Genomic DNA, 23,362 nt, shown 5'->3' on the forward strand with positions numbered 1-23,362 from the left:
GAGTTCCCCGTTCCTGTGGTGCCGATCCTCACGGCTTCGATGTGGTTCGGCGCGGGAGTCCTGAATCTCCCGCGGACCGAATCCGTACGGATCTGTGGGACGGAACCTGTGGGGCTGATCGGTGTGGGTGATGCGGGCCGGCTGTGATGGGGATGTGGTCGGGCTGTGTTCGGGTGGGGTGGACAGTTTTCGCCCGCTGGTTCGTCGCGGCTACTCACCGAAGTGACAATTTCGGGGCTTTATCCAGCTGACGTCTCATCACATTGTGAGCGGCTGCTGGGAGCTCTCGGACGTTTCGGGATGCGGACGCCCGCGTACCACCAAAACGACCCCCACAAGTGCGAGCAGGAAGCCCGCCACACCCGTCCCGATCGGCAACGTCTGCCCCACCATGCGCAGCATTCCGCTGTCCGTGTCGGCGAGATCGACCTGTTCCTTCTGGGTCTCGGTGGTGAAGGCGATCCGCTCGCTGTCGAGCAGCACCACGGCGTCCTTGTCGCCGCCGGGAGCCCGGAGCGTCTTGCGGGGGCCGATCGCCGCGTAGATGATCCGGCCGGTGCGCTGGTCGGCCACGAGCTCGATGCCGTGGTTGGCGTACCACTCCTCGGCGAGCACCTGGCCGCCGTCCTTCTCGCCCACGATCGTGCCCGGTACGAGCCGGGTTCCGGTCTTGGTGGCGGGCACGGTTCCGGTGAAGCGGAGGCCCTCGTACCCCTGGATCTTCTTCGTGCCCTTGTACGCCAGGGTGACGGTCGAGCCGAGCGTGCTGTCCCACCAGATGTAGGAGCGTTTCTGCACGTCGAAGGGGAACTTCAGATACGCCTCGCCCTCGTAGTAAGGCTCCTCGTCGCAGCAGTGGACCGGCTTGTTCGTCTTGCGGTCGGTGACCCAGCGCTCCATGGTCCACTGCAGCGAGTCATGGGGATCGGCGGCGGGCAGCGACTTGTCGGTGTCCACGGACGTGGACACGTCCCAGACGGCCCGGCCGCTCTTCTCGCTGTCGGCGACATCGCCGCGGACCTGGCGGGTGATGGTGATCTTCTTGTCGCGGACGGTCTCGATCTCGTCCGTGTCGAAATAGCTGCCCGTACCGGTGAAGACGGTCTTCGAGTCGATGTCCACGGGCGTGCGTTGAGCACGTGGCTCGACGTACCAGGCGAGCAGGGGGGCCAGGACGAGCAGGAACACGCCCAGACCCAGGACGACCAGTGAAAAGGGTGAGGCAGTACGGCGCATCCGGGCACTCCAGGGGCTCGTGGTGACACGGCACGGGCTGTGCCGGCACGGTGGGGGAGGGTGCACGTGCGGTATGGGGCGGGAACCGTAGGCGCACCCTTGACGAAGTGTCAATGCGTTGTCGAGACTGGGGGCTCGCCGGACGGGACCGGCGAACAGGGCTGGGGCCCGCGAGCCGTAATCGCGGGTGTACCGGGGTGGGTGGACCTCCGACAGAGAGGCTGACCCGCGATGCCCAGACTGCTGGCCGCCCTGCTGACCGTGGCGGCCGCCGCCGCACTAGCCGTGGGCGCCGCCCTCGGTATCGTCGCGCTGCTCGATGCGACCCCCGACCAGCCGAACACGCCGCTCATCACCTATGAGACGGCCGGCCAGGAGCGCTGACCATGGCCCTACGCCGGGGACCCGTCACCGTGCGCTCGGCCTGGCACGACGTGCCGCGCCTCCAGGTGCGCCAGTTCGCGGCGCTCGCCATGGCCGAGGCGCCCGTACTCGCCGAGGAGATCCTTCAGGAAATACGTCACGAATATCCCCATCTGCCCGTCGTGCTCGACGACTCGGGCGAACCGATGGCGCTCGTCGGGATCCGGCGGGCCATCGAGGTGTTCGTCCAGCACCTGGAGACCGCCGAGGGCCGCCCGCGCGTCCACCCCGAGGTCTTCCAGGAGTTCGGCCGCGGCGAGGGCCTGCACGGCCGCAGCCTCGACTCGCTCCAGGCGATCTACCGGCTCGGCGTACGCCTCGCCTGGCGCCGTTTCGCCGAGATCGGGACGCGGGTGGAGATACCGCCGCCCGCGATGTACGAGCTGGTCGACGCCGGTTACGAGTACCTGGACGGGCTGGTCGACCAGTCCGTACGCGGATACGCCGAGGCCGCCGCCCGGCAGGCCGGGGAACGCCTGCGTCTGCAACGGCGGTTGATGGAACTGCTGCTCGCCGAGCACCACCGGGGCGATCCGGCCGAGGCGCTCTCGGAGCGGGCCGCCCGGATCGGCTGGCCGCTGCCGGACAAGGTCGCGGTGGGCGTACTGCTGCGGCCCGCCCGCGAGGCCGTCGCGCCCGCCGTCGGACAGGGTGTGCTCCTCGACATGGAGTACGAGCAGCCCCGGATGGTCGTGCCCGAGCCGGACGCCGCCGGGCGCCCCGAGCTGCTGCACCGGGCGCTCACGGGGTGGGCCGGCGCGATCGGTCCGCCCGTCCCGCTGGCCGACGCGGCGAAGTCGCTGCGCTGGGCCGAGGCGGCGGTACGGCTCATGGAGCGCGGGCTGCTGCCACCGGGCGAGGTGCTGTACTGCACCGAGCACACGGAGGCGCTGGTCCTGCTGCAGCCCGAGGAACTGATCGACGACCTGGCGCTGCGGTGTCTGGAGCCGCTCGCTCACTGCGGGCCCACGCACGGGCGGCGGCTCGCGGAGACCCTGCTGGCGTGGCTGGAGACGCGGGGCGGGGCTCCCGAGGTGGCCGCGCGCCTTGGGGTCCATCCACAGACCGTGCGGTATCGCCTCCGGCAGATTCGGGAACTGTGGGGCGACGAGGTCGACGATCCGGACCGTCGCTTCGAGCTGGAACTGGTGCTGCGCGCTCAGCGGCTTCGGGGGGAACTGGGCGATCCCCGCGCCCGGCGATAACCGATTTTTCCCACCCACCCACCCGTTCACCGCGTGCCCTCCGGTGGCCCTCGGGCACACCCCCACCCGTAACCGCTCGCCCACCCGTTGTCGCAAGGCCATTGCCCGGCCGTAATCGGTATGAGTAGCCTGTGTTCGCTATGCCGATCGTCTGTTGAAATTTCGAACACAAGGGAGGGGGCCAGTAGTGGGACGCCTCGTACCTGCCGTAACCAGGGCTCTCGACATACTGGAGCTATTTCTCGACGGAGACGGCACGCTCTCCGCTCCCGACATCGTGCGCAAGCTCCAGTTGCCGCGCACCACCGTGCACGAGCTGGTGACGACACTTGCCGCCCGTTCGTACATCACGCCCGTACCGGGTCAGCCGGGACGTTACCGGCTCGGGGTGCGCCCGTACCAGCTCGGCAGCCGCTATTCCGAGCAGCTCGACCTCGCCGCCGAGGGTCAGCAGGTCGCCCGGTCCGTCGCGGAGACCTGCGACGAGACCGTGCACGTGGCGATCCTGGAGGGCACGGACGTCATCTACATCGCCAAGGTCGACTCCACGCACGCCGTGCGCATGGTGTCCGCCGCGGGCCGCCGGCTGCCCGCCCACTGCACCTCCGTGGGCAAGATGCTGCTCGCCTCGCTCTCCGAGCCCGAGCTGACCTCGCGGATCCCCGACGACGCCGACCTGGTCCGGATGACGCCCAACAGCATCACCGAGCCGGCCGCCCTGCGTGAGGCCCTCACCGAGATCCGCGCCCGCGGCATCGCGGTGGAGAGCCGAGAGTCGAACCCCGACGTCAGCTGTGTCGCCGCGCCGGTGCGCGACCGCACGGGGCAGGTCGTGGCCGCGCTCTCCATCTCCGTGCCGATGATCCGCTGGAGCGACGAGCGCCGCGGCGAGCTGGAGCAGCTCGCCGCGAAGGGCGCCGGCGAGCTGTCGGAGCGGCTCGGGCACCGGAGCGTGGGATGACGTACGCGTACGAGGTCGCCGTCCGGGCGGAGGCGGCCCTCGGCGAAGGCCCCACCTGGGACGCCGATGCTCAGCGGCTGATCTGGATCGACATCCTCGGCTCCCGGGTCCACACCTACGACCCGGTCTCCGGCCGCCGCACGGTCATGGCGACCGAGCAGCACGTGGGCGCCGCGAAGCCGCGCGCGAACGGCGGGCTGATCGTCAACCTCCGCGACGGCGTGGGCCTTTACGGGCCGGGCGGGGGGCCTTCGGGTGTCTCGGGTGCGTCGGGTGCCGTAGGTGACTTGGACGGCGGGGGCGACTCGGACGGTTCGAGCGACTCGGATGGCTCGGGCGGTTTTCGGTGGTTGCACCGAGAGGTCGTCCCCGGTCGCCGCGCCAACGACGCGGCGGTCGCGCCCGACGGCGCCCTGTGGGCGGGCACCATGCGCTACGACGAGGCGCCGGGCGGCGGCACGCTCTCCCGTGTCGCCCCCGACGGCACGGTCGAGACGGTTCTCGACGACGTGGCGGTGAGCAACGGCACGGGCTGGAGCCCCGACGGCCGCCTCATGTACTACATCGACTCGCCGACCCGCCGGATCGACGTCTTCGACTTCGACGGCCAACGGGCCACCGGCAGGCGCGAGTTGGCGGTCGTCGAGGAGGGCGACGGCTTCCCCGACGGCCTCACCGTCGACGCCGACGGCTGCGTCTGGGTCGCCCTGTGGGACGGCGGCGCGGTCCGCCGTTACACCCCGGACGGCAAGCTGGACCGTGTCGTGGAACTGCCCGTCCCACGCCCGACGGCCTGCACGTTCGGCGGCGCCGACCTGACCGATCTGTACATCACGACGGCCCGTACGGGTCTGGAGGCGCCGCATCCCCTCGCAGGCTCGGTGCTCGTCGTCCCCGGGGCGGGCAAGGGCCTGCTCCAGCCTCCGTTCGCCGGCTGACCGCGCGGCGGCCGACGTCCCGTAGAGCACCGGGAAAGCATCCGGGAAAGCACCTGCGAAGCACCTGGGAAAGCGCCCCGAAGCCCCCGTCCGATCGCCGGACGGGGGCCGCTGTTTTTGTGCAAACCATTGACTAGTAAGCGCTTCCTATCTACGGTCCCGTTCGAAGTTACGAGCATTCATCGAAATTTCGAACAGTTAGGCAAGGTATGGGACGACCTGGCCTGAATCGCAGGCAGATCCTGGCGGGACTGAGCGGGCTGACGGTCGCGGGCAGCCTCGGATTCGCCGCACTCGGCACCGGGGCGGACGCACTCGCCTCCGGCGCGGACACCCGCGTCCGCTACTGGAACCTCTTCAGCGGCGGCGACGGGTACAACATGATCGCGATGCTGGACGCCTTCCGCGAGGCGAACCCCGGCATCGACGTGAAGGACTCCACCCTCCAGTGGGGCAGCCCCTTCTACACCAAGCTGGCCATGGCGGCGGCGGGCAACCGCGCGCCCGACCTCGGCGTCATGCACATGGGCCGGGTCACCGGCTTCTCGCCGGACCGGCTCCTGGACCCCTGGGACACCGCCCTGCTCGCCAAGTACGGCGTGCGGGAAGCCGACTTCAACCCCGAGCTGTGGAAGCGAGCCGTCATCGACGGCACGCTGTACGCCCTCCCGCTCGACATCCACGTACAGCTCTGCTGTGGGGCCTCTACCTCAGTTTCACGGACGCCAACATCTCCGGCGACGCCACGAGCTCCGATCGGCCTCGACAACTACCGCGAGGCCCTGAGCGACCCGCTGGCGTGGATTTGCCCGGCCACAGCGCGTACGTCACGTTCCTGGTCGTGCCGTTCATCACGGAGGAGGCCACCTTCATCGACGGTGGGGGCCGCTGGCGGGTCTTCTGCACCATCATCGCGTCCAGGAACAACTTCCTGGCCGTACATGGTGACCAACAACCGTTCCTAAAAGCTGAGCGGGAGTGAGTCCTGTTGCCAGAACCCATGTTCAGCCGCGTGTCCCGAACGGTGTTGGGCACGCTGGTTCCCCGCTGTTACTGCACGGCCGGTCGCCACCCTCTGGGGGCTGGTTCCGTTCCGTGTCCGGCGGAGTTCCTCACGCCCCCGAGTACCACGATCGGCCTGGAAGGTCCGATGCCCGCCACCATCGCTCTGGTGGTGGCGGGGCGGTTTCGTCCGTCGCCGGATCGGGTGCCCGAGGGCGCGCCTTCCGATCGCGATGCCCGCCGCGTCGTGGCGGGTCATCGCACGCTTGCTGCTGGTCAGGGGTGTCTTCCAGTGCTCGGCGCCCCACTTGGAGGTATACGCCGGGTCGACGGCGACCAGGGCCAGACCGTGCTCAGCGGCCATGTTCACCAGCCTGGCCTTGACCTTGCTGGTGGGGATGCCGTGGATGAGCTGCCGGAAGCGCTTCTTGCGGCCGAACCTCTCGCGGGTCTTCCCGTCAGAGAAGTCCAGGTCCTCGACGGCGATCGCGGTGACGCCGGTCCGGGTGGCCCAGCGCAGCAACTGGCTGAGTGCGTGGCGCAGCTGCGCGTCGCGGTGGTCCGCGTTGCCGGTGAGGTCGTACCAGAAGCGCTGCGGGTCACCGACCGGGTTGCCGTGCGCATCGAGGCGGTACGCGGCGAAGTGGTCGGCGTTCGTGTCCACGCCGATCAGTCCGCCCGCCCGCGCCGCGTCCAGCCCGATGGCCTGTACGACGGGGCGCTTCCACGAGGCGGTCAGGTACCAGCGGTCCTTGGCCACGTCGTAGTGGATCTCGTACGCGACCGCACGGTTGTGGGCGATGCGGTCGGCCCACTCCTGGCCCCGGTGCTGGAACGCGATGCGGCTGGTCAGGACGTACCGGCCGCGCGGGCTGTTGGCCAGGTGCTGAAGCGGCTTGGGCAGCTTGATCGAGACCTCGCCGTCCGGGGCGACGCGGATCGTCTCGTTCCCGAACCGCTTCCCCGACTCGCCGTCCGCGCTCAAAAACCAGCGGGCGGCCTCCCAGCGTTCCCGCCATCCGGTCTTGGTGAGCTCGGCGGCGGCCAGGTTGTGCCGGTTGTTCGCGAGTCTCTTCCCTCCGCGCACGACGTGCACCCGACCGGTCGCGATGTCCTCCTGCACGGCCGCGAGACGGGCCTTGAGGATGTGGAGTCGGCGGGACTTGCGGAACCACTCCGCCTGCGACCGGTACCCACCCGGCCTGCCCTTGGTGCCCTTCTCTCCGATCGGGAGGGACAGGCGGTGGCCAAGCATGCGGATGCCGTCGGTGAGCTTGTCGCGGTACGCGAACTGGCCGCGGCGGGCCAGGGCGTACTGGTCGTGGGTGCCCTTGGTGACGGCACCGGCCCAACGCGACGACGACTGGGCGGTGACATCCTGCTTGCGAGTGGCCCAAGTCTGGTTGGTGCGCTCGAAACCGGCCCGCGAGTACAGGGCGAGGTCAGTGGCTGCGAGAGAACCGAGGTGGGTGCCGACCAGGCGCAGGACCTTGTCGTCCTGGGGTGTGAGGTCCTTGAGCCGTTCACGGATCGCGACACCCGTCGCGTCCTGGACCACGAACGGGTCCCGAACCGGACGGAACGGCTTCTTGTGTTCGTTCACTCCGCGGCAGCCTCAAGCGCTTTCTGCGCGCGGTTCATCGCCGAGCGGCGTCCGTACAGGCGGGCGCAGAACGATGTCAGGACCTCGGTCATGTCGCGGACCAGGCCGTCCTCGGCCTCGCCCTCGTCGAGGACGACCAGGCGGCGGCCGTGCGCAGCCAGGGCGGCCTCGACGAGCTCAATATTCATCTGGCCCAGGCGGTCCTTGCGCTCGACGACCACGGTCGTCACGGCCGGGTCAGCCAGCAGGCGTCGCACGTTCACCCGCGCTCCGTTCATGCCCGAGGCGATCTCCGACTCCACCCGCACGACCTGGCACCCGGCCTTCGCCGCCCACTTGGCGAGGCGCGCGACCTGCCGCTCCAGGTCAGCCTTCTGGTCATGGGAGGAGACCCGGGCGTACAGGCCCGCACCACCGGTGACATCGACGGCCTGGCTGGCCTCGATGTTCACCAGGATCGTGCGCGGACCCACCCGCATCGCGGGCACCGGCAACGTTCCCTCACGAAACCAGCGGCGTGCGGTCTGCGGGTGGACACCCTGGGCCTTCGCCCACTCAGTCAGATTCACACTCCCGACCGTAAAGAGCACTCACCTATGAACGCTCGTAATCGCTCGTTCTTCACTAGAACGAGTGCAGTTCAACCCCGACCTGATGACCATGCCGAACGGCATCGCGACCGTCATGAACTCCTACGGCATCCAGTGGGCCCAGCTCATGGCCGGCGGCCTGATGGCGGGCCTGCCGCTGATCATCGTCTTCGTCTTCTTCCAACGCCAGATAGTGACGGGCATAGCCCACACGGGCCTCGCAGGCCAGTGAGGGACGACTGTCGTTTTTCAGGGGCGCGGGGAACTGCGCGACACGCCACAACGAACCCGCACCCGCCGACGAACCACCAGCCCCCACCCCGAAAGGCGAACAAGGAACCCATGCAGGACAAGGCCCGCTTCACCCTCGACCCCGCCTTCACCATCGGCCAGGTCAACCCCCGTCTCTTCGGCTCGTTCGTGGAACACCTCGGCCGCTGCGTCTACACCGGCATCTTCGAGCCGGACCACCCGGCGGCAGACGAGGCGGGCCTGCGGACGGACGTGCTGGAGCTCGTCCGCGAGCTCGGCGTCACCGCCGTCCGCTACCCCGGCGGCAACTTCGTCTCCGGCTACAAGTGGGAGGACTCGGTCGGCCCGGCCGAGGAGCGGCCCCGCCGGCTCGACCTCGCCTGGCGGTCGACGGAGTCCAACCGCTTCGGGCTCTCCGAGTACATCGCCTTCCTGAAGAAGATCGGCCCGCAGGCCGAGCCGATGATGGCGGTCAACCTCGGGACCAGGGGAGTGGCGGAGGCCCTGGAACTCCAGGAGTACGCCAACCACCCGGCCGGCACCGCCCTGTCCGAGCAGCGGATCGCCCACGGCGACAAGGACCCGTTCGGCATCAGGATGTGGTGCCTCGGGAACGAGATGGACGGCCCCTGGCAGACCGGCCACAAGACCGCCGAGGAGTACGGACGGGTCGCCGCCGAGACCGCCCGCGCGATGCGGCAGATCGACCCCTCCGTCGAACTGGTCGCCTGTGGTTCCTCCAGTCAGTCCATGCCGACCTTCGCCGAGTGGGAGGCGACGGTCCTGGCGGAGACGTACGACCTCGTCGACTACGTCTCCCTGCACGCCTACTACGAGCCCCAGGACGGCGACCTCGACTCCTTCCTGGCCTCCGCCGTGGACATGGAGTCGTTCATCGAGAACGTCGTCGCCACCTGCGACCACATCGGCGCGAGGCTCAAGTCGAAGAAGAAGATCAACCTCTCCTTCGACGAATGGAACGTCTGGTACATCTCGGGGTGGCACGCGATCGAGAACTCCGCCGATCGGGACTGGGCGGAGGCCCCCCGCCTCCTTGAGGACAACTACAGCGTGATGGACGCCGTCGTCTTCGGCTCGCTGCTCATCGCTCTGCTGCGGCACGCGGACCGGGTGACCGTCGCCTGTCTGGCCCAGCTCGTCAACGTCATCGCACCGATCATGACCGAGCCGGGCGGTCCGGCCTGGCGGCAGACGACGTTCTTCCCGTTCGCGCAGGCCTCGCGGTACGGGCGCGGGCAGGTCCTCGACGTACGGGTCGACTCGCCCACGCACGAGACGAAGAAGTACGGGGAGACCGACCTGCTGCACGCCACCGCCGTGCGTGCGGAGGACGGCTCGGTCACCGTCTTCGCGGTCAACCGCAGCCGGACGGAGGCACTGCCGCTCGAAGTCGCCCTGAACAGGCTGGAGTTGACCTCGGTCGTCGAGCACAGCGTGCTCGCGGACGCCGATCCGGACGCCCGCAACACGCTCGCCGAGCCGGACCGGGTCGCTCCGCGGACCGTGCAGGGGGCCACGCTCCGGGACGGCACCCTGAGTGCCGTCCTGGAGCCGCTGTCCTGGAACGTGATCCGGCTGGCCTGAGGGCCGGTCCGCCCGACGGCTGTCCGTCCGACGCCCGCTCGACCGACGGTCTGTGGTGCCCCGGTCCCCTCCGGCCGGGGCACCCGTATGTGGGGCCTACATGAGGCCTATGTGGGGCCTGTGACGGTGTCTGTGCGGGGTGCTCATCTCCCGCTCAGGCAATCCTCAGTTTCGGCACCTACCGTCCCGTGCGTCCCCTTCCACCTTTCGGGGGGGACAACGCGAGAAGACGGGACGGACACGATGCGCACGCTGGTACTGCTCGCCCTGGCGGGCCTCGGTGCCCAGCTGGTGGACGGCAGCCTCGGCATGGCCTACGGCGTGACCTCGACCACCCTGCTGCTCTCCATGGGCACCAACCCGGCCGCCGCCTCGGCCACCGTCCATCTCGCCGAGATCGGTACGACGCTGATGTCCGGCGCCTCGCACTGGCGGTTCGGGAACGTGGACTGGAAGGTCGTCGCCAGGATCGGCGTACCCGGGGCGGCCGGGGCCTTCCTCGGCGCGACCGTGCTGTCCGGGCTGTCCACCGGGACCGCCGAGCCGGTGATGTCGCTGATCCTGCTGGGGCTCGGGCTGTACGTGCTGTCCCGGTTCACGTTCCGCGGCCTGCCCAAGGGCAACCTCGGCAAGCCGCTGCGCAAACGGTTCCTGTCGCCGCTCGGCCTGGTCGCCGGGTTCCTGGACGCGACCGGGGGAGGCGGCTGGGGCCCGGTCGGTACGCCGGCGTTGCTGGCCGGCGGCCGGATGGAGCCGCGCAAGGTGATCGGGTCCATCGACACGAGCGAGTTCCTCGTGGCCGTGGCCGCGAGTCTCGGCTTTCTCTTCTCGCTCGGCTCCCAGGGGCTGAACTGGGGGTGGGTCGCCGCGTTTCTGCTCGGCGGGATGGTGGCGGCGCCGGTGGCGGCGTGGCTGGTGCGGTTGCTGCCGCCGCGGGTGCTGGGGTCCGCGGTGGGCGGCGTCATCGTCGTCACCAATGTGCGTACGTTGCTGAGGAGCGACTGGGTTGCGGCGTCGGGGGCGGTCAGCGTGGTGGTTTATGTCGTGGTTTATGCGGCTTGGGTCTCGGCTGTGACCTACTCGGTCCGGGCGCATCGGAGGGAGAAGGCGTTGGAGGAGGAGGCGGGGGAGCGGCGGGCCGTTGCCGTCTAGGGGGCCTCGGGCTGTTCGTTCTCTGCGGGGGCGTGGGGGCCGGTCGCGCAGTTCCCCGCGCCCCTGAAGGGCGCCACTCTTCGGGCGCGGCGAATGGTCTCCCCCGTGGACCATTCGCCGCTGCACCGGATGGGTGGGGCGTCGGTGCCGACTGCCCCTCCAGTGAGCACGTTAGGAGGCGGCGTGCTTCGGGGACCACCGTGCACGGTGGCCAGATTCGTCCGTGGGGTGTGCACGGTGCGCAGTCGTGACGCGCAGGGCGTGGACGAGGTCGTGGATGCCCGAACCGGTGGTCAGCAGGTCGCGGTTGAGGAGGCGTTCGGCGGCGCGCAGATGGGCGCGGACCGTGTTGCGGCTCAGACCCACCTGCGCGGCCGTGCGCTGGGCATCGGTGTTGGCGTCGATCCAGGCCTCCACGGTGCGGTACAGATCGCGGTGCCGACTGTCCTGGAGGGGCCGCAGGAAGGGTTCCGCCCAGGCGGTGGCGGGAGCCGTGCGCAGGAGTTCGCCGAGCGGTGGTGCGACCGGCTGGACTGCGTCGGTGGGATCGGGCTGCAGGGGACTGAGGGACAGGGCCAGATCGAGCGTGGCACGCGTGCGTACCTCGCCCAGGTCGATGCCCAGGGCCTCCTCCGCCCGGCGGCAGTGGGCCGTGACGGTGGTGCGGCTGAGGTGCAGCAGACGGGCCACGCCGGACCGGGTGAACGTCACGGCCAGGCGGACGACGTCCACGGTCGGCTTGGGGGCGTCGTGCAGCGGCTCCAGATAGGCGCGCGCCCAGGCGAGGGCCGCCCGGCGGGGCAGTACGTGCACCAGCGAGGGCCGTCCCCGGTAGGCGGCCAGCCGGTCGGGGGAGTTGCGGGCGACGGCCAGGGCGTGCACGGCCTCGCCGTACGCCTCGCCCGTGGCGGCCAGCGGATGGGGCCTGCTGACGCCCAGCGCGTACCCGGGGTTCTCCCTGACCAGCCGGCGCAGCATCTCGCCCTGCTGGAAACGGCCGCCGAGCTCCGGGTCCTCGGCGACGGGGCAGATCAACTGCTCCTTGAACACCGGGCAGTTCACCATCAGACCCGGGCCGTGGTAGCCCGACGAGTCCAGATAGGTCCTGGCCAGCCGGTCACGGTCGGCGGGCGGGCAGTGCAGGAGATGGACCCGTACGCGCTCCGCGTTCAGCAGCGGCGGTACGTCACCCGTGGTCATCCGCCGCGCCAGGGTGACGTCCCCGGCCAGCAGGGCGGTCAGGACCGCGAACCGCAGCTGCGCGGCCTTCGCCTCGTACCCGCGTGAGCCGGCGTCGCCCTCCGAGGCACGTCCCAGCAGTTCGAGGAGGCCACCGGCCTGCGACGCCAGCAGCACGGACTCGCGGGGAAGCGCCGAGGCGCTGACCGTCACCAGCACCGGACGCGGCTCGCGTGCGCCGAAGGCCTCCAGGTGCACCTCCAGCTCGCCGGCCTGCGTCGTGGCCGCGGCCAGCCGTCCGTGGGTCAGGCGTGCCACCTGGTCACGCAGTTCGTCGGCGAGCTGCCGGGGGAAGCCCGCCGTCGCCGCCTCGACCGCGCCCCGGCGGCCGATCCACGCGGCGTCCGCCCCGATCCGCCGCCCGAGCCACCTCAGCACTTCCGCGGGGCTCCCGTGCCGCCGTACGAGCCGCAGCAGTTCGTCGAGACTCTCCGTCTGCCCCAGCGCCTCCACAGCCCGACTCACCTTCCCGCCTCCGCGACGAACCTCCGACGAACCTCCGAATCCGAACCATAAAGGCTGTTCCTGTCTGCCCGCCCCCGTCACGCCACCGCCGTCGGCGCCAGGGACCGCAGTTCGCCCAGCGCCGCCGCGACGGCCGGCCGCTCGTGGCCGCCGGCGCGGGTGCAGGTGAGGAGTTTGCGGTGCGGGTCGCCGGTGCACCGGACGCGGGTGATGGGCAGATGCGGGGTCAGATGGGCGAGCCGGGGGATGAGGGCGACCCCCAGACCGTGGGCGACGAGGTGGGCCATCACGTTCCAGTCCAGCGCGTGGTGGACGACGTCGGGGGTGAAGCCGGCCGCACCGCACGCCGAGAGCACGTGCACCCGGCAGGGGCTGTCCTGGACCGGCGCGATCCAGTCCTCGCGCGCCGCCTCGGAGAGGTCGACCCGGCGCAGCCCCGCCAGCCGGTGACGGTCGGGCACGACCAGGTCGAACGGGTCGTCCAGGAGCGGCTGCTGGTCGAAGCGGGCGTCGCCGAGCGGCGGGTTGCGCGGGGTCGCCTCGACGACCGCGAGATCGGTCTCGCCCTCGAAGAGCAGGTCGAAGCTGGACGGGACCTCCGCCTCCTGTATCCGTACGGAGAGCCGGGGGTGGCGTTCCCGCAGCCGGGCCGCCATCGGGGCGAGCAGCACCGAGATCGCCATCGGGAAGCCGCTCACCCGCAGCAGCCCGGCCGGATCGCCGTGGTCGGCCCGCAGATCCAGTTCGGCCCGGTCCCAGCGGGCCTGGATCGCGTCGGCGTGCGTGATCAGACTCCGCGCGGCCTGGGTGAGCCGTACGCCGCGGCCCTGGGGCTCCAGCAGATCGACGCCCAGCTCACGCGCGAGCTGGCGGACCTGCTGGGAGGCGGCGGACGTCGTGAGGTGCAGGGCGCGGGCGGCGGCGGTCACCGTGCCGTAGTGCTCGACGGCCCGCAGTACGTGTAGCCGACGCAGATCAATCATGAAGTCCACGCTTCAAGGTGAGGTCCAGAAAGTCAACCTGGACGTACACGAAGCTTCCGTTACACGCTGGAGGTGTCGCGACGGCCCCCACCCGACCACCCGCACGAGGAGTTGCAGACCGATGACCAGCACAGCCCATACCCACGACCGGCCCGTCGGCGACGCGTGCCCGTACTGCGGGTGGCCCGACCGTGCCGAGCCCTTCCAGGTGGTGTCCCGGCACGGCACGGCCGCCGGCCAGACCGTGTGGACGCGGTGCGGATGCGGTTCGCTCCAGATGCGCGTCGTGGACGCCCGCGGCATGAACGTCGTTACGCGCAGCCGGCCCGCCACGCGGCGCTCGGCGGACCGGGTCACCTCCGGTGGGGTGGGATGTTCGCTGCGGGCCGGTGGGGGCTGATCGCGCAGTTCCCCGCGCCCCTTGGGGGCGCGCGAAGCGGCGCCCTTCAGGGGCGCGGGGAACTGCGCGGCCCACCCCCACCGGCCCGCAGGCGGCACACGACACTCAGCCCGTTTCGACGCCCAGCGTCAGCGTGCCCGCGTAGCCCGACGTCGCCGAGCCGCCCAGCGCGGTGAGCGTCAGCAGGCCGGACGCGGCGCCACCCTCGTCGTAGATGGAATCCTGCGCGAGGGTCGTCCGGGGCACGGTGTTGGCCGCGTACGCGGGCACCTCCGCCACGTCCTCGGTGACCGCCTCGTCGAAGAACAGCTGCCCGGTGTGCAGTTCCTGACCGCCCTCGAAGGAACCGTCGGAGGTCAGCGTCACGTCGGTGTGCACCTTCACATGGATGTGGATGCACCGCCCCCGGTACCAGCCGGGATAGACGCTGGTGATCCGGGCGACCCCGTCGGAGCCGGTCAGCACCCCGCCCCGCAGGAACGTCCCGTTGTCCGGCTCGTCGTGCCCGTTGCCCCCGACGAACCCGGAGTACTCGCCGAGCGCGTCGCAGTGCCAGATCTCCACGAGCGCGTTGCCGAGCGGCGCGCACGTGTCGTCGTCGACGACGGTGAGCGTGAGTTTCAGCGGGACACCGGTCTTGTCCTCGCTGACATCGGCGCGGACGAGCTGTCCGTCGAGGTAGTAGGGGCCTTCGGTCATCTCCTTGGTGAGGGTGCAGACGGCCGCGGCGGCCACGGGGACCCCGGCGGCCGAGGGGGCTTCGGGGGCCGTGGCTCCCACGGTCAGCGTGGCCGCGGTGGCGCCACCGGCGATGAGTACGGTTCGACGTCGGATCGATGTGTCTGTCATGAGCATGGCACCGTAGAAACGGAGCCTGTCGGGGTGCTGTGCGTTCGGCAAAGTGACGGGGCGTCAAGTCGCTTGTGAGACACCTGGGATGTCGAAAGGCTTTCGACACTTCCCGGGGCGCGAGGGGCCGTGTGAACCGTTGACGCGCAAGGGGTTCGATTCTACTTTCCCGTTCGAATTGATGACCATCGTTCGGCACATCGAACGAACTCTGCCCCTCCCCATGTGCAGGAGGACCCCCGTGAGCCGCATCCCCCACAGCGCCCGCCTCCACAGCGCCCGCCCCCACAATGCCCGGCGCCGCAGGGCCCGTAGAACAGCCCTGCTCGCCGTCCCCGCGGCGATCCTGCTCGCCCTCGTCCCGGGGACCGCGTCCGCCTATCCGAACCCGGGCACCGTCACCGGCTCGACCGTCGTCCACGACCCGACGATGATCCGTACCTCGTCGGGCCAGTACCTGCTGTACGCCACCGGCGGCGGCCTCGCCCACAAGACCTCGGCCAACCGGATCGCCTTCAGCGCGGGCGGGGACGCCTTCGGGACCAGGCCCGGCTGGTGGTCGTCGTACGCCACCGAGGCGTGGGCGCCCGACATCTCGTACCGCGGTGGCAAGTACCTGATGTACTACGCCGTTTCGACCTTCGGCTCGAACAAGTCGGCCATCGGGCTGGCCACTTCACCGACCGGACTGCCGGGCTCGTGGAGCGACCAGGGGACCGTGTACACCTCCACGACCTCCAGCGACTACAACGCCATCGACCCGAACCTCTTCGTGGACGGCGACGGCAAGTGGTGGCTGTCCTTCGGCAGTTGGTGGACCGGGCTCAAGATGATCCAGCTCAACCCGTCGACGGGCAAGCAGCTCTCGTCGAACACCACGCGCTACTCGATCGCCTCCCGGCCGACCGGCACGAAGGCCGTCGAGGCTCCGTCGATCGTCAAACGGGGCGGCTACTACTACCTGTTCGCGTCGTACGACACCTGCTGTGCCGGTACCGGCTCCACGTACAAGGTGAAGGTGGGCCGGGCCACGAGTGTCACCGGGCCCTATTACGACAAGAGCGGCGTCGCGATGACGAACAACGGTGGGACGCCCGTGCTGGAGTCGCACGGCCGGTACATCGGGCCCGGCGGGCAGTCGATCCTGGCGGACTCGGACGGGGACCTGATCGTCTACCACTACTACGACGGCCAGGACAACGGCACGCCCAAGCTCGGGATCAACCTGCTGAACTGGAGCGGGGGGTGGCCTGTCGCCTACTGATGCGCTCCGCGGGAAGGTGGTTCGTTGGGCGCGGGTGGGTGGGGGCTGGTCGCGCAGTTCCCCGCGCCCCTAAAAGATTGCGCAGTTCCCCGCGCCCCCAAAGGCCGAAAGACTGCGCCGTTCCCCGCGGCCCAAAAGCCAAAAGATCGCGCCGTTCCCCGCGCCCCTGAACGGTATGGGCAAGAGGTGCGGGCCCGCGTCTCCCCTCCGAGCGCGGGCCCGCTGCCCCCTGTGCCGGGGCCGGGAGGGTCCTGGACCTCCCGGCCGGCGAGGGCCCCGTTGCGGGATGCGGGGTCCTCGGGCAACCGGTCCGGTGGTCAGCCGACCCGGTCGACAGCGGCGGCCGGCCAGCCGGCGCCGTTCGGCGGCGTGTTGGGCCAGCCGGTGGCCTGCTGCGGCACGGGTTGGGGCACCGGCTGCGGCATGGCCTGGGGCTGCGGTTGCGGGAACCCCTGCGGCTGACCCTGGGCGGCCACGGCGGTCAGCCCGCCCGGCATGCCCGTCGTGCCACGGGTCTGGGCGGCCGTGAGCGGCTGCGGCTGCCCGGGTATCCCGTTCGCCGCAGCGGTGAACTGCTGCGGCTGGCCCATCATTCCGTTCATTCCGTTGGCCGCGGCGGTCAACGGCTGGGGCTGGCCCATCATTCCGTTCGCGGCGGCCGTGAGCGGCTGGGGCTGCCCGGCCATCCCGTTGGCGGCCGCGGCGATCCCCGGATAGCCCTGCCCGTTGGTCGAACTGACGAGCCGGTCCACCGCCGCCGTACCCGAGCTGTAGCTGGTCCCTGTGCCCAGCTCGGGCACGGCGGCTCCCCTCCTGGTCCCGTAGAGCACCGACTCCATGCCGGACACCAGGCGACGCACGTCCGTCTGGGGGCGCACCACGAGCCGCAGGAAGCGACTGGACGAGCCGATCTTGTTGCCGCACTCGCGGACCAGGATCCGGTGCTCGGTGAGCAGGCGGTCCCGGACCACGGTGCCCTCGGCGCCCACGGGGAGGCGCACGAAGAGGAAGTTGCCCTGCGAGGGATAGACCGTGAGGCCGGGCAGCGTGGAGAGCTGGCGCGCCATGTCGAGCCGGTCGCGGCGCACCATGTGCAGGCTCTCCATGTACTCGGCCCCGTAGTCCTTGAGCATGAAGACCACGGTCTCCGCGAAGGCGTTCAGGTTCCACTTCGGCAGCATCGAGCGGATCCTGCCCGCCAGGCCCGGGTTGGCCACCATGTAGCCGAACCGCACGCCGTGCAGCCCGAAGTTCTTGCCGAGGCTGCGCAGCACGATGACGTTGGGGCGCATCACCGCCTCCTCGACGATGCTCGGCTCGTTCTCCGCGTCGGCGAACTCCAGGAACGACTCGTCGATGACGATCAGGTCGAGGTCGGCGAGCGCGTCGCAGAACGCCAGGATCGTCTGCTTGGGCAGGAAGCCGCCGTCAGGGTTGTTCGGGTTGCAGATGACGGCCGCGCGGGTGCCGCGGGAGCGGATGAACTGGATGTACTGGGCCGGGTCGAGGGCGAAGCCGTTGCTCTCCTGGAGCGGGAACATGTCGACGCGCTTGCCGGTCTCCAGCGGCTGGTCGGTCCAGCGGCCGAAGGTGGGGACGGGGATGGCGAGCGACTCCCGGACCAGCAGATGGTCGATCCAGGTGATGAGTTCCGTGGACCCGTTGCCCATCGCCACGCACTGCGGGGGCAGTTGGAGCAGGTTGCACAATTCAGCGGTGATCGTGTCCGCGCTGCTCGGGTAGTACGTGATGATGTCGCGCAGCCGGTTGGTCAGCTCGTCCATCATCCTGGGCGAGGGAAAGTACGGATTGCACGGGATACAGAAGTCCACCGGACCCGCCTCCCCGCTCTCGCGTGCCAGCGCGGCCATCGAGGGGCTGTGCGCGCCGGTGCGGAACAGCGAGGTGACATTGTCGGCCATGGACCCTCCGTCCTTGAGGGGCGGCCCGAGCGGGGATACGCGGGCCGACCCTTAGTACGGGCCGCTGTGTGTCTCTGTTCAACGACTGTGAATCGATGTGGAAATTGTGAACCAGCTGTGAAGAAGGATCACAAGTTGAAGGAGTGAACCGTCGTCGAGCGGTACGTCCCGCCCGGCCTGAGCACGGTCGACGGGAACTCCGGGCGGTTCGGCGAGTCCGGAAAATGCTGGGTCTCCAGGCACAGCGCGCTGCCAGGACCGTATGCGTGGCCGCCGGGGCCCACGAGGTCGCCGTCCAGGAAGTTGCCGGAGTAGAACTGCACACCGGGCTCGGTCGTCGCGATGCTCAGGGTGCGCCCGGAGACCGGTTCGCGGAGGGTCGCGAAGTGCTCGGGTCGCTCCGTGAGCCCCTTGTCGAGGACCAGGTTGTGGTCGAAGCCCCTGGTGTGCAGGAGTTGTGGGTCGCTGCGGCCGAGGTCCTCGCCGACCGTCTTCGGCGTACGGAAGTCGAAGGCGGTGCCCGTGACTTCGGCGAGCTCGCCGGTGGGGACCAGGCGCGCGTCGACCGGTGTGAAGCGGGACGCGGCGACCGTCAGCTCGTGGTCGTGGACCTGGCCGGCGCCCTCGCCCGCGAGGTTCCAGTACACGTGGTTGGTGAGGTTGACGACCGTGGCCCGGTCGGTGGTGGCCTCGTAGTCGATGCGCCAGTCGCCGTTCCCGGTGAGCGTGTACGTGACCTTCGTCGTCAGCGTGCCGGGGTAGCCCATCTCGCCGTCGGGGCTGGTGCGGCGCAGGACCAGGCCCACGTCGGAGCCGGTGGTGAACTCCTCCACGGCCCAGACGTGTTTGTCGAAGCCGTCGGGCCCGCCGTGCAGGTTGTTCCCGCCGTCGTTGACGGGGAGCCGGTGCTCCTCGCCGTCGAGGGTGAACCTGCCGTCGGCGATGCGGTTGCCGTACCGGCCGATGACGGCGCCGAAGTACGGGCTGGACGCCTCGTACTCCTCGATCGTCCCGAAACCGAGCGACACGTTCGCGTACCGGCCGTCGCGGTCCGGGAGTTCCAGGGACTGGACGACTGCGCCGTAGGAGAGGACCCCCAGCCGGGTGCCGCCGTTCTCCAGCGACCAGCGGTGGACCTTCGTGCCGTCGGCGAGCGTTCCGAAAAGTTCCTTCACGGTCGTCCTGTCTTCCAACTGTCTTCTGGAGCTTGGCTGTTGCCGCGGTGCGCAAAGAAGCCGCACACAGAGAAATGGGGCCCCACGGGCATGCGCCCGCGGGGCCCCACCGGCAAGGTTACGAACCGACCTTGCGCTTGTTCCACACGTCGAAGCCGACCGCCGCGAGGAGCACCAGGCCCTTGATGACCTGCTGCCAGTCGCTGCCGACACCGACGAGGTTCATGCCGTTGTTCAGAACACCGAGGACGACACCACCGATGATCGCGCCGAGGACCGTGCCCACGCCGCCGCTCATCGACGCGCCGCCGATGAACGAGGCGGCGATCGCCTCCAGTTCGAAGTTCAGACCGGCCTTCGGCGAGGCCGCGTTGAACCGGGCCGCGAAGACCAGACCCGCCAGCGCCGCCAGCATGCCCATGTTGAGGAAGACCAGGAAGGTGACCTTCTTGTCCCGCACACCGGACAGCTTCGCCGCGGGCAGGTTGCCGCCGATCGCGTAGATGTGACGGCCGATGACGGCGTTGCGCATCACATAGCCGAAGCCGACGACGAGGACGCCGAGGATGAGCAGGACGACCGGGGCGCCCTTGTAGCTGGCGAGCATCATCGTGACCGTGAGGACGGCGGCGACGAGCGCCACGATCTTCAGCAGGAACAGCTTGGTGGGCGGCACCTCGAGCGCGAACTCCTGCTGCCGCCTGCGGTCACGGAACTCCTGCAGCACGATGAACGCGATCACGGCGAAGCCGAGCAGCAGCGTGAGGTTGTGGTAGTTGGTGTCCGGGCCGACCTCGGGAAGGAAGCCGTTCGAGACGTCCTGCAGACCCTTGGGGAACGGGCCGACCGTCTGGCCCTCCAGGAAGATCTCCGTCAGACCGCGGAAGAGCAGCATTCCGGCGAGGGTGACGATGAAGGACGGTATGCCGAGATAAGCGATGAAGAACCCTTGCAGGGCACCCGCGGCGGCGCCCAGGAGCAGGCACAGCACGACGGCCAGTGGCCAGGCCATGTCGTGATTGACCATCAGTACGGCACCCACCGCGCCCACGAAGGCGGTGAGCGATCCGACCGACAGGTCGATGTGGCCCGCGATGATGACGAGCATCATGCCGATGGCGAGGATCAGGATGTAGCTGTTCTGCAGCACCAGGTTGGAGACGTTGCGCGGCAGCAGCAGGTCGCCGTCGGTCCACACCGCGAACAGCACTACGATCAGGCCGAGGGCGATCAGCATGCCGTACTGCCGCATGTTGCGGCGCATACCGTCCACCATCAGCTGCAGCAGGCCGTCGCCCCCGGTCGAGCCGCCCTTGCCGGCGGGCGCCGGCGCGGGGGACTTGGCGGTCACGTTCGTGCTCATCGGTCTTACCTCTTGTCCTTCGTCATCTGGCGCATCAGCACTTCCTGCGTGGCCTCGGCCCGCTGGACCTCACCGGTCAACCGTCCGGCGGCCATCGTGTAGATGCGGTCGCACATTCCGAGCAGTTCGGGCAGCTCGGAGGAGATGAAGACGACCGCCTTGCCCTCGGCGGCCAGTTTGTCGATGACCGTGTAGATCTCGAACTTGGCGCCCACGTCGATCCCGCGGGTCGGCTCGTCCAGGATCAGCACGTCGGGACCCGCGAAGATCCACTTGCTGAGGACGACCTTCTGCTGGTTGCCGCCCGACAGCTTGCCGACCGGCTCGAAGACGGTCGGAGCCTTGATGTTCATCGACTTGCGGAAGCCCTCGGCGACCTGCCGCTCCTCGTGCTCGTCGACCACGCCGCGCTTGGCGACCTTGCCGAGGGCACTGAGGGAGATGTTCCGGTTGATGGTGTCGATGAGGTTGAGGCCGTAGTGCTTGCGGTCCTCGGTGACGTAGGCGATCCCGTGCTTGATCGCGTCGGACACGGTCTTCGTACGGATCTCCGTGCCGTCCTTGAGGACGGTGCCGCCCGCGTACCGGCCGTAGGTGCGCCCGAAGACGCTCATCGCGAGCTCGGTGCGCCCGGCGCCCATGAGTCCCGCGATGCCGACTATCTCGCCGCGGCGCACCTGGATCGACACGTCGTCGACCACCTTGCGCTGCTGGTCGATCGGGTGGTGGACGGTCCAGTTGCGGATCTCCAGCGCCGGTGCCGAGCCCACCTCCGTGTCGTGCGGGGTGCGGTCCGGGAAGCGGTGGTCGAGGTCGCGTCCGACCATGCCGCTGATGATCCGGTCCTCGGTCGTCTCGGCCGCCTTCACGTCGAGGGTCTCGATGGACCGCCCGTCGCGCAGGATCGTCACCGAGTCCGCGACCCGCTCGATCTCGTTCAGCTTGTGCGAAATGATGATCGAGGTGATGCCCTGTTCCTTCAGACCAAGGATCAGGTCCAGGAGCTTGCCGCTGTCCTCGTCGTTCAGAGCCGCCGTGGGCTCGTCGAGGATCAGCAGCTTCACCTTCTTCGACAGCGCCTTCGCGATCTCGACGAGCTGCTGCTTGCCCACGCCGATGTCGGCGACGCGGGTGTCCGGGTGCTCGTTGAGCCCGACCCTGCGCAGCAGTTCCGTCGCGTGCTTGAGCGTCTCGGTCCAGCTGATGAACCCGCGCGTGGCGTGCTCGTTGCCGAGAAAGATGTTCTCCGCGATGGAGAGATAGGGCACCAGGGCGAGCTCCTGATGGATGATCACGATGCCGTGCTGCTCGCTCGCCCGGATGTCCTTGAAAGAGCAGGCCTCTCCCTCGAAGAGGATCTCGCCCTCGTAACTGCCGTGCGGATGGACGCCGGAGAGGACCTTCATGAGGGTCGACTTTCCGGCGCCGTTCTCACCGCAGATGGCGTGGACCTCGCCCGGCCGGACGCTCAGGGAGACGTCCGAGAGCGCCTTGACGCCCGGAAAGGTCTTGACTATCGAGCGCATTTCCAGGACGGGTCCCGCCATGGTCGTGCCTTCCAATCCCTAGGGGGTGGCGGTTAGTTGACTGCGTCGGCCTTGATGAAGCCGGAGTCGATGACGACCTTCTGGTAGTTGCTCTTGTCGACGCTCACCGGGGTCAGCAGGTACGCGGGCACGACCTTCGAGCCGTTGTCGTACGACTTGGTGTCGTTGATCTCGGGCTTCTTGTCGTTGAGCACCGAGTCGACCATGTTCGCGGCGACCTTCGCGAGCTCACGGAGGTCCTTGAAGACGGTCGCCGTCTGCTCGCCGGCCTTGATCGACTTCAGCGAGGCGACCTCGGCGTCCTGTCCGGTGACGATCGGCAGCGGCTTGGCCTTGGAGCCGTAGTCGTCCGACTTCAGCGCCGACAGGATGCCGATGGAGATGCCGTCGTACGGCGAGAGCACCGCGTCGACCCGGTCCTTCTTGTATGCCGCGGTGAGCACGTCGTCCATGCGCTTCTGCGCGGTGCCGCCGTCCCAGCGCAGCGTGGTGACCTGGGTCAGCTTCGTCTGGCCCGACTTGACCACCAGCTGCTTCTTGTCGATGTACGGCTGAAGGATCTTCATCGCGCCGTCGAAGAAGTACCGGGTGTTGTTGTCGTCGTTGGAGCCCGCGAAGAGCTCGATGTTGAACGGGCCCTTCTTCGAGCCGTCCTTCAGACCGAGCTTCTCGACGATCTGGGTGCCCTGCAGCTCGCCGACCTTCTCGTTGTCGAACGACGCGTAGTAGTCGACGTTCGGCGAGTTGAGGATCAGGCGGTCGTAGGAGATGACCGGGATGTCGGCTTCCTTGGCCTGCTGGAGAACGTTGTCCAGCGACTTGTTGTCGATCGCCGCGATGATCAGCGCGGACACACCCTGCGTGATCATGCCCTCGATCTGCTGGACCTGGGTGTCCGGGTCGTCCTCGCCGAAGGCCAGCTTGGTCTTGTAGCCGGCCGCCTTGAGGTTCTTCTCCACGTTGGCGCCGTCGGCGATCCACCGCTCGGAGGACTTCGTCGGCATCGCGATGCCGACGGTGGAGCCCTTGGCGTCCTTCTTGGTGTCCTCACTGCCGCCGTCGCTGTCCTGCCCGCAGGCGGAGAGGGTGAGGGCCAGGGAGGCGGCCGCGGCTATGGCGGAAAGCGCTGCTTTGCGATTGCGCATGATCATCTTCCTTGATGTTCTGACGGGGCTCGGTCTGGAGCTA

19 protein-coding genes and 3 pseudogenes are annotated in these 23,362 nt (G+C 69.2%); 11 read left to right on the top strand and 11 right to left on the bottom strand.

The annotated features are described in order from the left end of the window. Positions 1-258 precede the first annotated feature (258 nt). Positions 259-1,236 (bottom strand): DUF3068 domain-containing protein, encoded by a 978-nt coding sequence (locus JEQ17_RS31830; protein WP_200398343.1) that lies wholly within the window; start codon positions 1,234-1,236, stop codon positions 259-261. Positions 1,237-1,467: 231 nt separating this feature from the next. On the opposite strand from JEQ17_RS31830, the gene JEQ17_RS31835 reads away from it, so the two are divergent. The 6 genes and pseudogenes from JEQ17_RS31835 to JEQ17_RS31860 form a co-directional block, all read left to right on the top strand. After that, complete coding sequence (locus JEQ17_RS31835; RefSeq protein WP_186000974.1) at positions 1,468-1,620, top strand: hypothetical protein; 153 nt, start codon at positions 1,468-1,470, stop codon at positions 1,618-1,620. 2 nt (positions 1,621-1,622) lie between these two features. After that, complete coding sequence (locus tag JEQ17_RS31840; protein WP_200398344.1) at positions 1,623-2,864, top strand: PucR family transcriptional regulator; 1,242 nt, start codon at positions 1,623-1,625, stop codon at positions 2,862-2,864. A gap of 187 nt (positions 2,865-3,051) precedes the next feature. Then, positions 3,052-3,825, top strand: a complete 774-nt coding sequence (locus tag JEQ17_RS31845; RefSeq protein ID WP_200398345.1) for an IclR family transcriptional regulator — start codon at positions 3,052-3,054, stop codon at positions 3,823-3,825. Then, positions 3,822-4,763 carry an SMP-30/gluconolactonase/LRE family protein gene (locus tag JEQ17_RS31850; RefSeq protein WP_200398346.1) on the top strand — a complete coding sequence of 314 codons (942 nt, stop codon included), beginning with the start codon at positions 3,822-3,824 and terminating at the stop codon, positions 4,761-4,763. Before JEQ17_RS31845 ends, JEQ17_RS31850 begins: the two co-directional genes overlap by 4 nt. A 209-nt stretch (positions 4,764-4,972) precedes the next feature. Then, positions 4,973-5,458 (top strand): annotated as a pseudogene (locus JEQ17_RS31855) (ABC transporter substrate-binding protein); the annotation flags it as partial. Continuing rightward, positions 5,455-5,619, top strand: a pseudogene (locus JEQ17_RS31860) (sugar ABC transporter permease); the annotation flags it as partial. The pseudogenes JEQ17_RS31855 and JEQ17_RS31860, both read left to right, overlap by 4 nt. 105 nt (positions 5,620-5,724) lie before the next feature. On the opposite strand, the gene JEQ17_RS31865 reads toward JEQ17_RS31860, so the two are convergent. Both JEQ17_RS31865 and JEQ17_RS31870 read right to left on the bottom strand, forming a co-directional pair. Then, positions 5,725-7,368 carry a transposase gene (locus tag JEQ17_RS31865; RefSeq protein WP_200398347.1) on the bottom strand — a complete coding sequence of 548 codons (1,644 nt, stop codon included), beginning with the start codon at positions 7,366-7,368 and terminating at the stop codon, positions 5,725-5,727. Beyond that, complete coding sequence (locus JEQ17_RS31870; protein ID WP_200398348.1) at positions 7,365-7,937, bottom strand: IS607 family transposase; 573 nt, start codon at positions 7,935-7,937, stop codon at positions 7,365-7,367. The genes JEQ17_RS31865 and JEQ17_RS31870 overlap by 4 nt, the downstream gene beginning before the upstream one ends. A gap of 73 nt (positions 7,938-8,010) precedes the next feature. Here JEQ17_RS31870 and JEQ17_RS31875 point away from each other — a divergent pair. The 3 genes and pseudogenes from JEQ17_RS31875 to JEQ17_RS31885 all read left to right on the top strand — a co-directional run. Further along, positions 8,011-8,190 (top strand): annotated as a pseudogene (locus tag JEQ17_RS31875) (carbohydrate ABC transporter permease); the annotation flags it as partial. Between the two features lie 110 nt (positions 8,191-8,300). After that, positions 8,301-9,815 carry an arabinosylfuranosidase ArfA gene (arfA, locus tag JEQ17_RS31880; RefSeq protein WP_200398349.1) on the top strand — a complete coding sequence of 505 codons (1,515 nt, stop codon included), beginning with the start codon at positions 8,301-8,303 and terminating at the stop codon, positions 9,813-9,815. 243 nt (positions 9,816-10,058) lie between these two features. Further along, a complete protein-coding gene (locus tag JEQ17_RS31885; RefSeq protein ID WP_200398350.1) occupies positions 10,059-10,967 on the top strand; it encodes a sulfite exporter TauE/SafE family protein in 909 nt (302 codons plus the stop codon). A gap of 171 nt (positions 10,968-11,138) precedes the next feature. Here the strand turns inward: JEQ17_RS31885 and JEQ17_RS31890 are convergent, their stop codons facing one another. Both JEQ17_RS31890 and JEQ17_RS31895 read right to left on the bottom strand, forming a co-directional pair. Then, entirely contained in the window at positions 11,139-12,671 is a 1,533-nt protein-coding gene (locus JEQ17_RS31890) for a helix-turn-helix domain-containing protein (protein ID WP_234048454.1), read from the bottom strand. A 77-nt stretch (positions 12,672-12,748) separates the two neighbouring features. Further along, positions 12,749-13,654, bottom strand: a complete 906-nt coding sequence (locus JEQ17_RS31895) for a LysR family transcriptional regulator (RefSeq protein WP_200398351.1) — start codon at positions 13,652-13,654, stop codon at positions 12,749-12,751. 121 nt (positions 13,655-13,775) lie between these two features. Between JEQ17_RS31895 and JEQ17_RS31900 the strand changes: the two genes are divergently transcribed. After that, positions 13,776-14,054, top strand: coding sequence for a hypothetical protein (locus tag JEQ17_RS31900; RefSeq protein WP_200398353.1), 279 nt, complete (start codon positions 13,776-13,778; stop codon positions 14,052-14,054). Between the two features lie 105 nt (positions 14,055-14,159). On the opposite strand, the gene JEQ17_RS31905 is transcribed toward JEQ17_RS31900, so the two are convergent. Beyond that, a complete protein-coding gene (locus tag JEQ17_RS31905) occupies positions 14,160-14,903 on the bottom strand; it encodes an intradiol ring-cleavage dioxygenase (RefSeq protein ID WP_200398355.1) in 744 nt (247 codons plus the stop codon). 241 nt (positions 14,904-15,144) lie between these two features. On the opposite strand from JEQ17_RS31905, the gene JEQ17_RS31910 reads away from it, so the two are divergent. Further along, positions 15,145-16,167 (top strand): arabinan endo-1,5-alpha-L-arabinosidase, encoded by a 1,023-nt coding sequence (locus tag JEQ17_RS31910; RefSeq protein WP_407700102.1) that lies wholly within the window; start codon positions 15,145-15,147, stop codon positions 16,165-16,167. A gap of 317 nt (positions 16,168-16,484) precedes the next feature. On the opposite strand, the gene JEQ17_RS31915 is transcribed toward JEQ17_RS31910, so the two are convergent. The 5 genes from JEQ17_RS31915 to chvE form a co-directional block, all read right to left on the bottom strand. Then, entirely contained in the window at positions 16,485-18,089 is a 1,605-nt protein-coding gene (locus JEQ17_RS31915) for a pyridoxal phosphate-dependent aminotransferase (protein WP_200398358.1), read from the bottom strand. A gap of 128 nt (positions 18,090-18,217) precedes the next feature. Next, positions 18,218-19,330, bottom strand: a complete 1,113-nt coding sequence (locus tag JEQ17_RS31920; protein ID WP_456115141.1) for an aldose epimerase family protein — start codon at positions 19,328-19,330, stop codon at positions 18,218-18,220. Positions 19,331-19,382: 52 nt separating this feature from the next. Continuing rightward, positions 19,383-20,627, bottom strand: coding sequence for a multiple monosaccharide ABC transporter permease (mmsB, locus tag JEQ17_RS31925; protein WP_200398362.1), 1,245 nt, complete (start codon positions 20,625-20,627; stop codon positions 19,383-19,385). A gap of 5 nt (positions 20,628-20,632) precedes the next feature. Beyond that, positions 20,633-22,174, bottom strand: a complete 1,542-nt coding sequence (gene mmsA, locus JEQ17_RS31930; protein ID WP_200398364.1) for a multiple monosaccharide ABC transporter ATP-binding protein — start codon at positions 22,172-22,174, stop codon at positions 20,633-20,635. A 32-nt stretch (positions 22,175-22,206) separates the two neighbouring features. After that, positions 22,207-23,319 carry a multiple monosaccharide ABC transporter substrate-binding protein gene (gene chvE / locus JEQ17_RS31935; protein ID WP_200398366.1) on the bottom strand — a complete coding sequence of 371 codons (1,113 nt, stop codon included), beginning with the start codon at positions 23,317-23,319 and terminating at the stop codon, positions 22,207-22,209. Positions 23,320-23,362 lie beyond the last annotated feature (43 nt).

The organism is Streptomyces liliifuscus, from assembly GCF_016598615.1.
GTDB classification, from domain to species: domain Bacteria; phylum Actinomycetota; class Actinomycetes; order Streptomycetales; family Streptomycetaceae; genus Streptomyces; species Streptomyces liliifuscus.

What these genes read in the sequence shown, in the direction of transcription:
- JEQ17_RS31885 (WP_200398350.1), top strand. Translation starts at nt 10,059, where the DNA reads ATGCGCACGCTGGTACTGCTCGCCCTGGCGGGCCTCGGTGCCCAGCTG.
- mmsA (WP_200398364.1), bottom strand. Translation starts at nt 22,174, where the DNA reads ATGGCGGGACCCGTCCTGGAAATGCGCTCGATAGTCAAGACCTTTCCG.
- JEQ17_RS31830 (WP_200398343.1), bottom strand. Translation starts at nt 1,236, where the DNA reads ATGCGCCGTACTGCCTCACCCTTTTCACTGGTCGTCCTGGGTCTGGGC.
- JEQ17_RS31895 (WP_200398351.1), bottom strand. Translation starts at nt 13,654, where the DNA reads ATGATTGATCTGCGTCGGCTACACGTACTGCGGGCCGTCGAGCACTAC.
- mmsB (WP_200398362.1), bottom strand. Translation starts at nt 20,627, where the DNA reads ATGAGCACGAACGTGACCGCCAAGTCCCCCGCGCCGGCGCCCGCCGGC.
- JEQ17_RS31840 (WP_200398344.1), top strand. Translation starts at nt 1,623, where the DNA reads ATGGCCCTACGCCGGGGACCCGTCACCGTGCGCTCGGCCTGGCACGAC.
- chvE (WP_200398366.1), bottom strand. Translation starts at nt 23,319, where the DNA reads ATGCGCAATCGCAAAGCAGCGCTTTCCGCCATAGCCGCGGCCGCCTCC.
- JEQ17_RS31835 (WP_186000974.1), top strand. Translation starts at nt 1,468, where the DNA reads ATGCCCAGACTGCTGGCCGCCCTGCTGACCGTGGCGGCCGCCGCCGCA.
- JEQ17_RS31905 (WP_200398355.1), bottom strand. Translation starts at nt 14,903, where the DNA reads ATGACAGACACATCGATCCGACGTCGAACCGTACTCATCGCCGGTGGC.
- JEQ17_RS31850 (WP_200398346.1), top strand. Translation starts at nt 3,822, where the DNA reads ATGACGTACGCGTACGAGGTCGCCGTCCGGGCGGAGGCGGCCCTCGGC.
- JEQ17_RS31915 (WP_200398358.1), bottom strand. Translation starts at nt 18,089, where the DNA reads ATGGCCGACAATGTCACCTCGCTGTTCCGCACCGGCGCGCACAGCCCC.
- arfA (WP_200398349.1), top strand. Translation starts at nt 8,301, where the DNA reads ATGCAGGACAAGGCCCGCTTCACCCTCGACCCCGCCTTCACCATCGGC.
- JEQ17_RS31900 (WP_200398353.1), top strand. Translation starts at nt 13,776, where the DNA reads ATGACCAGCACAGCCCATACCCACGACCGGCCCGTCGGCGACGCGTGC.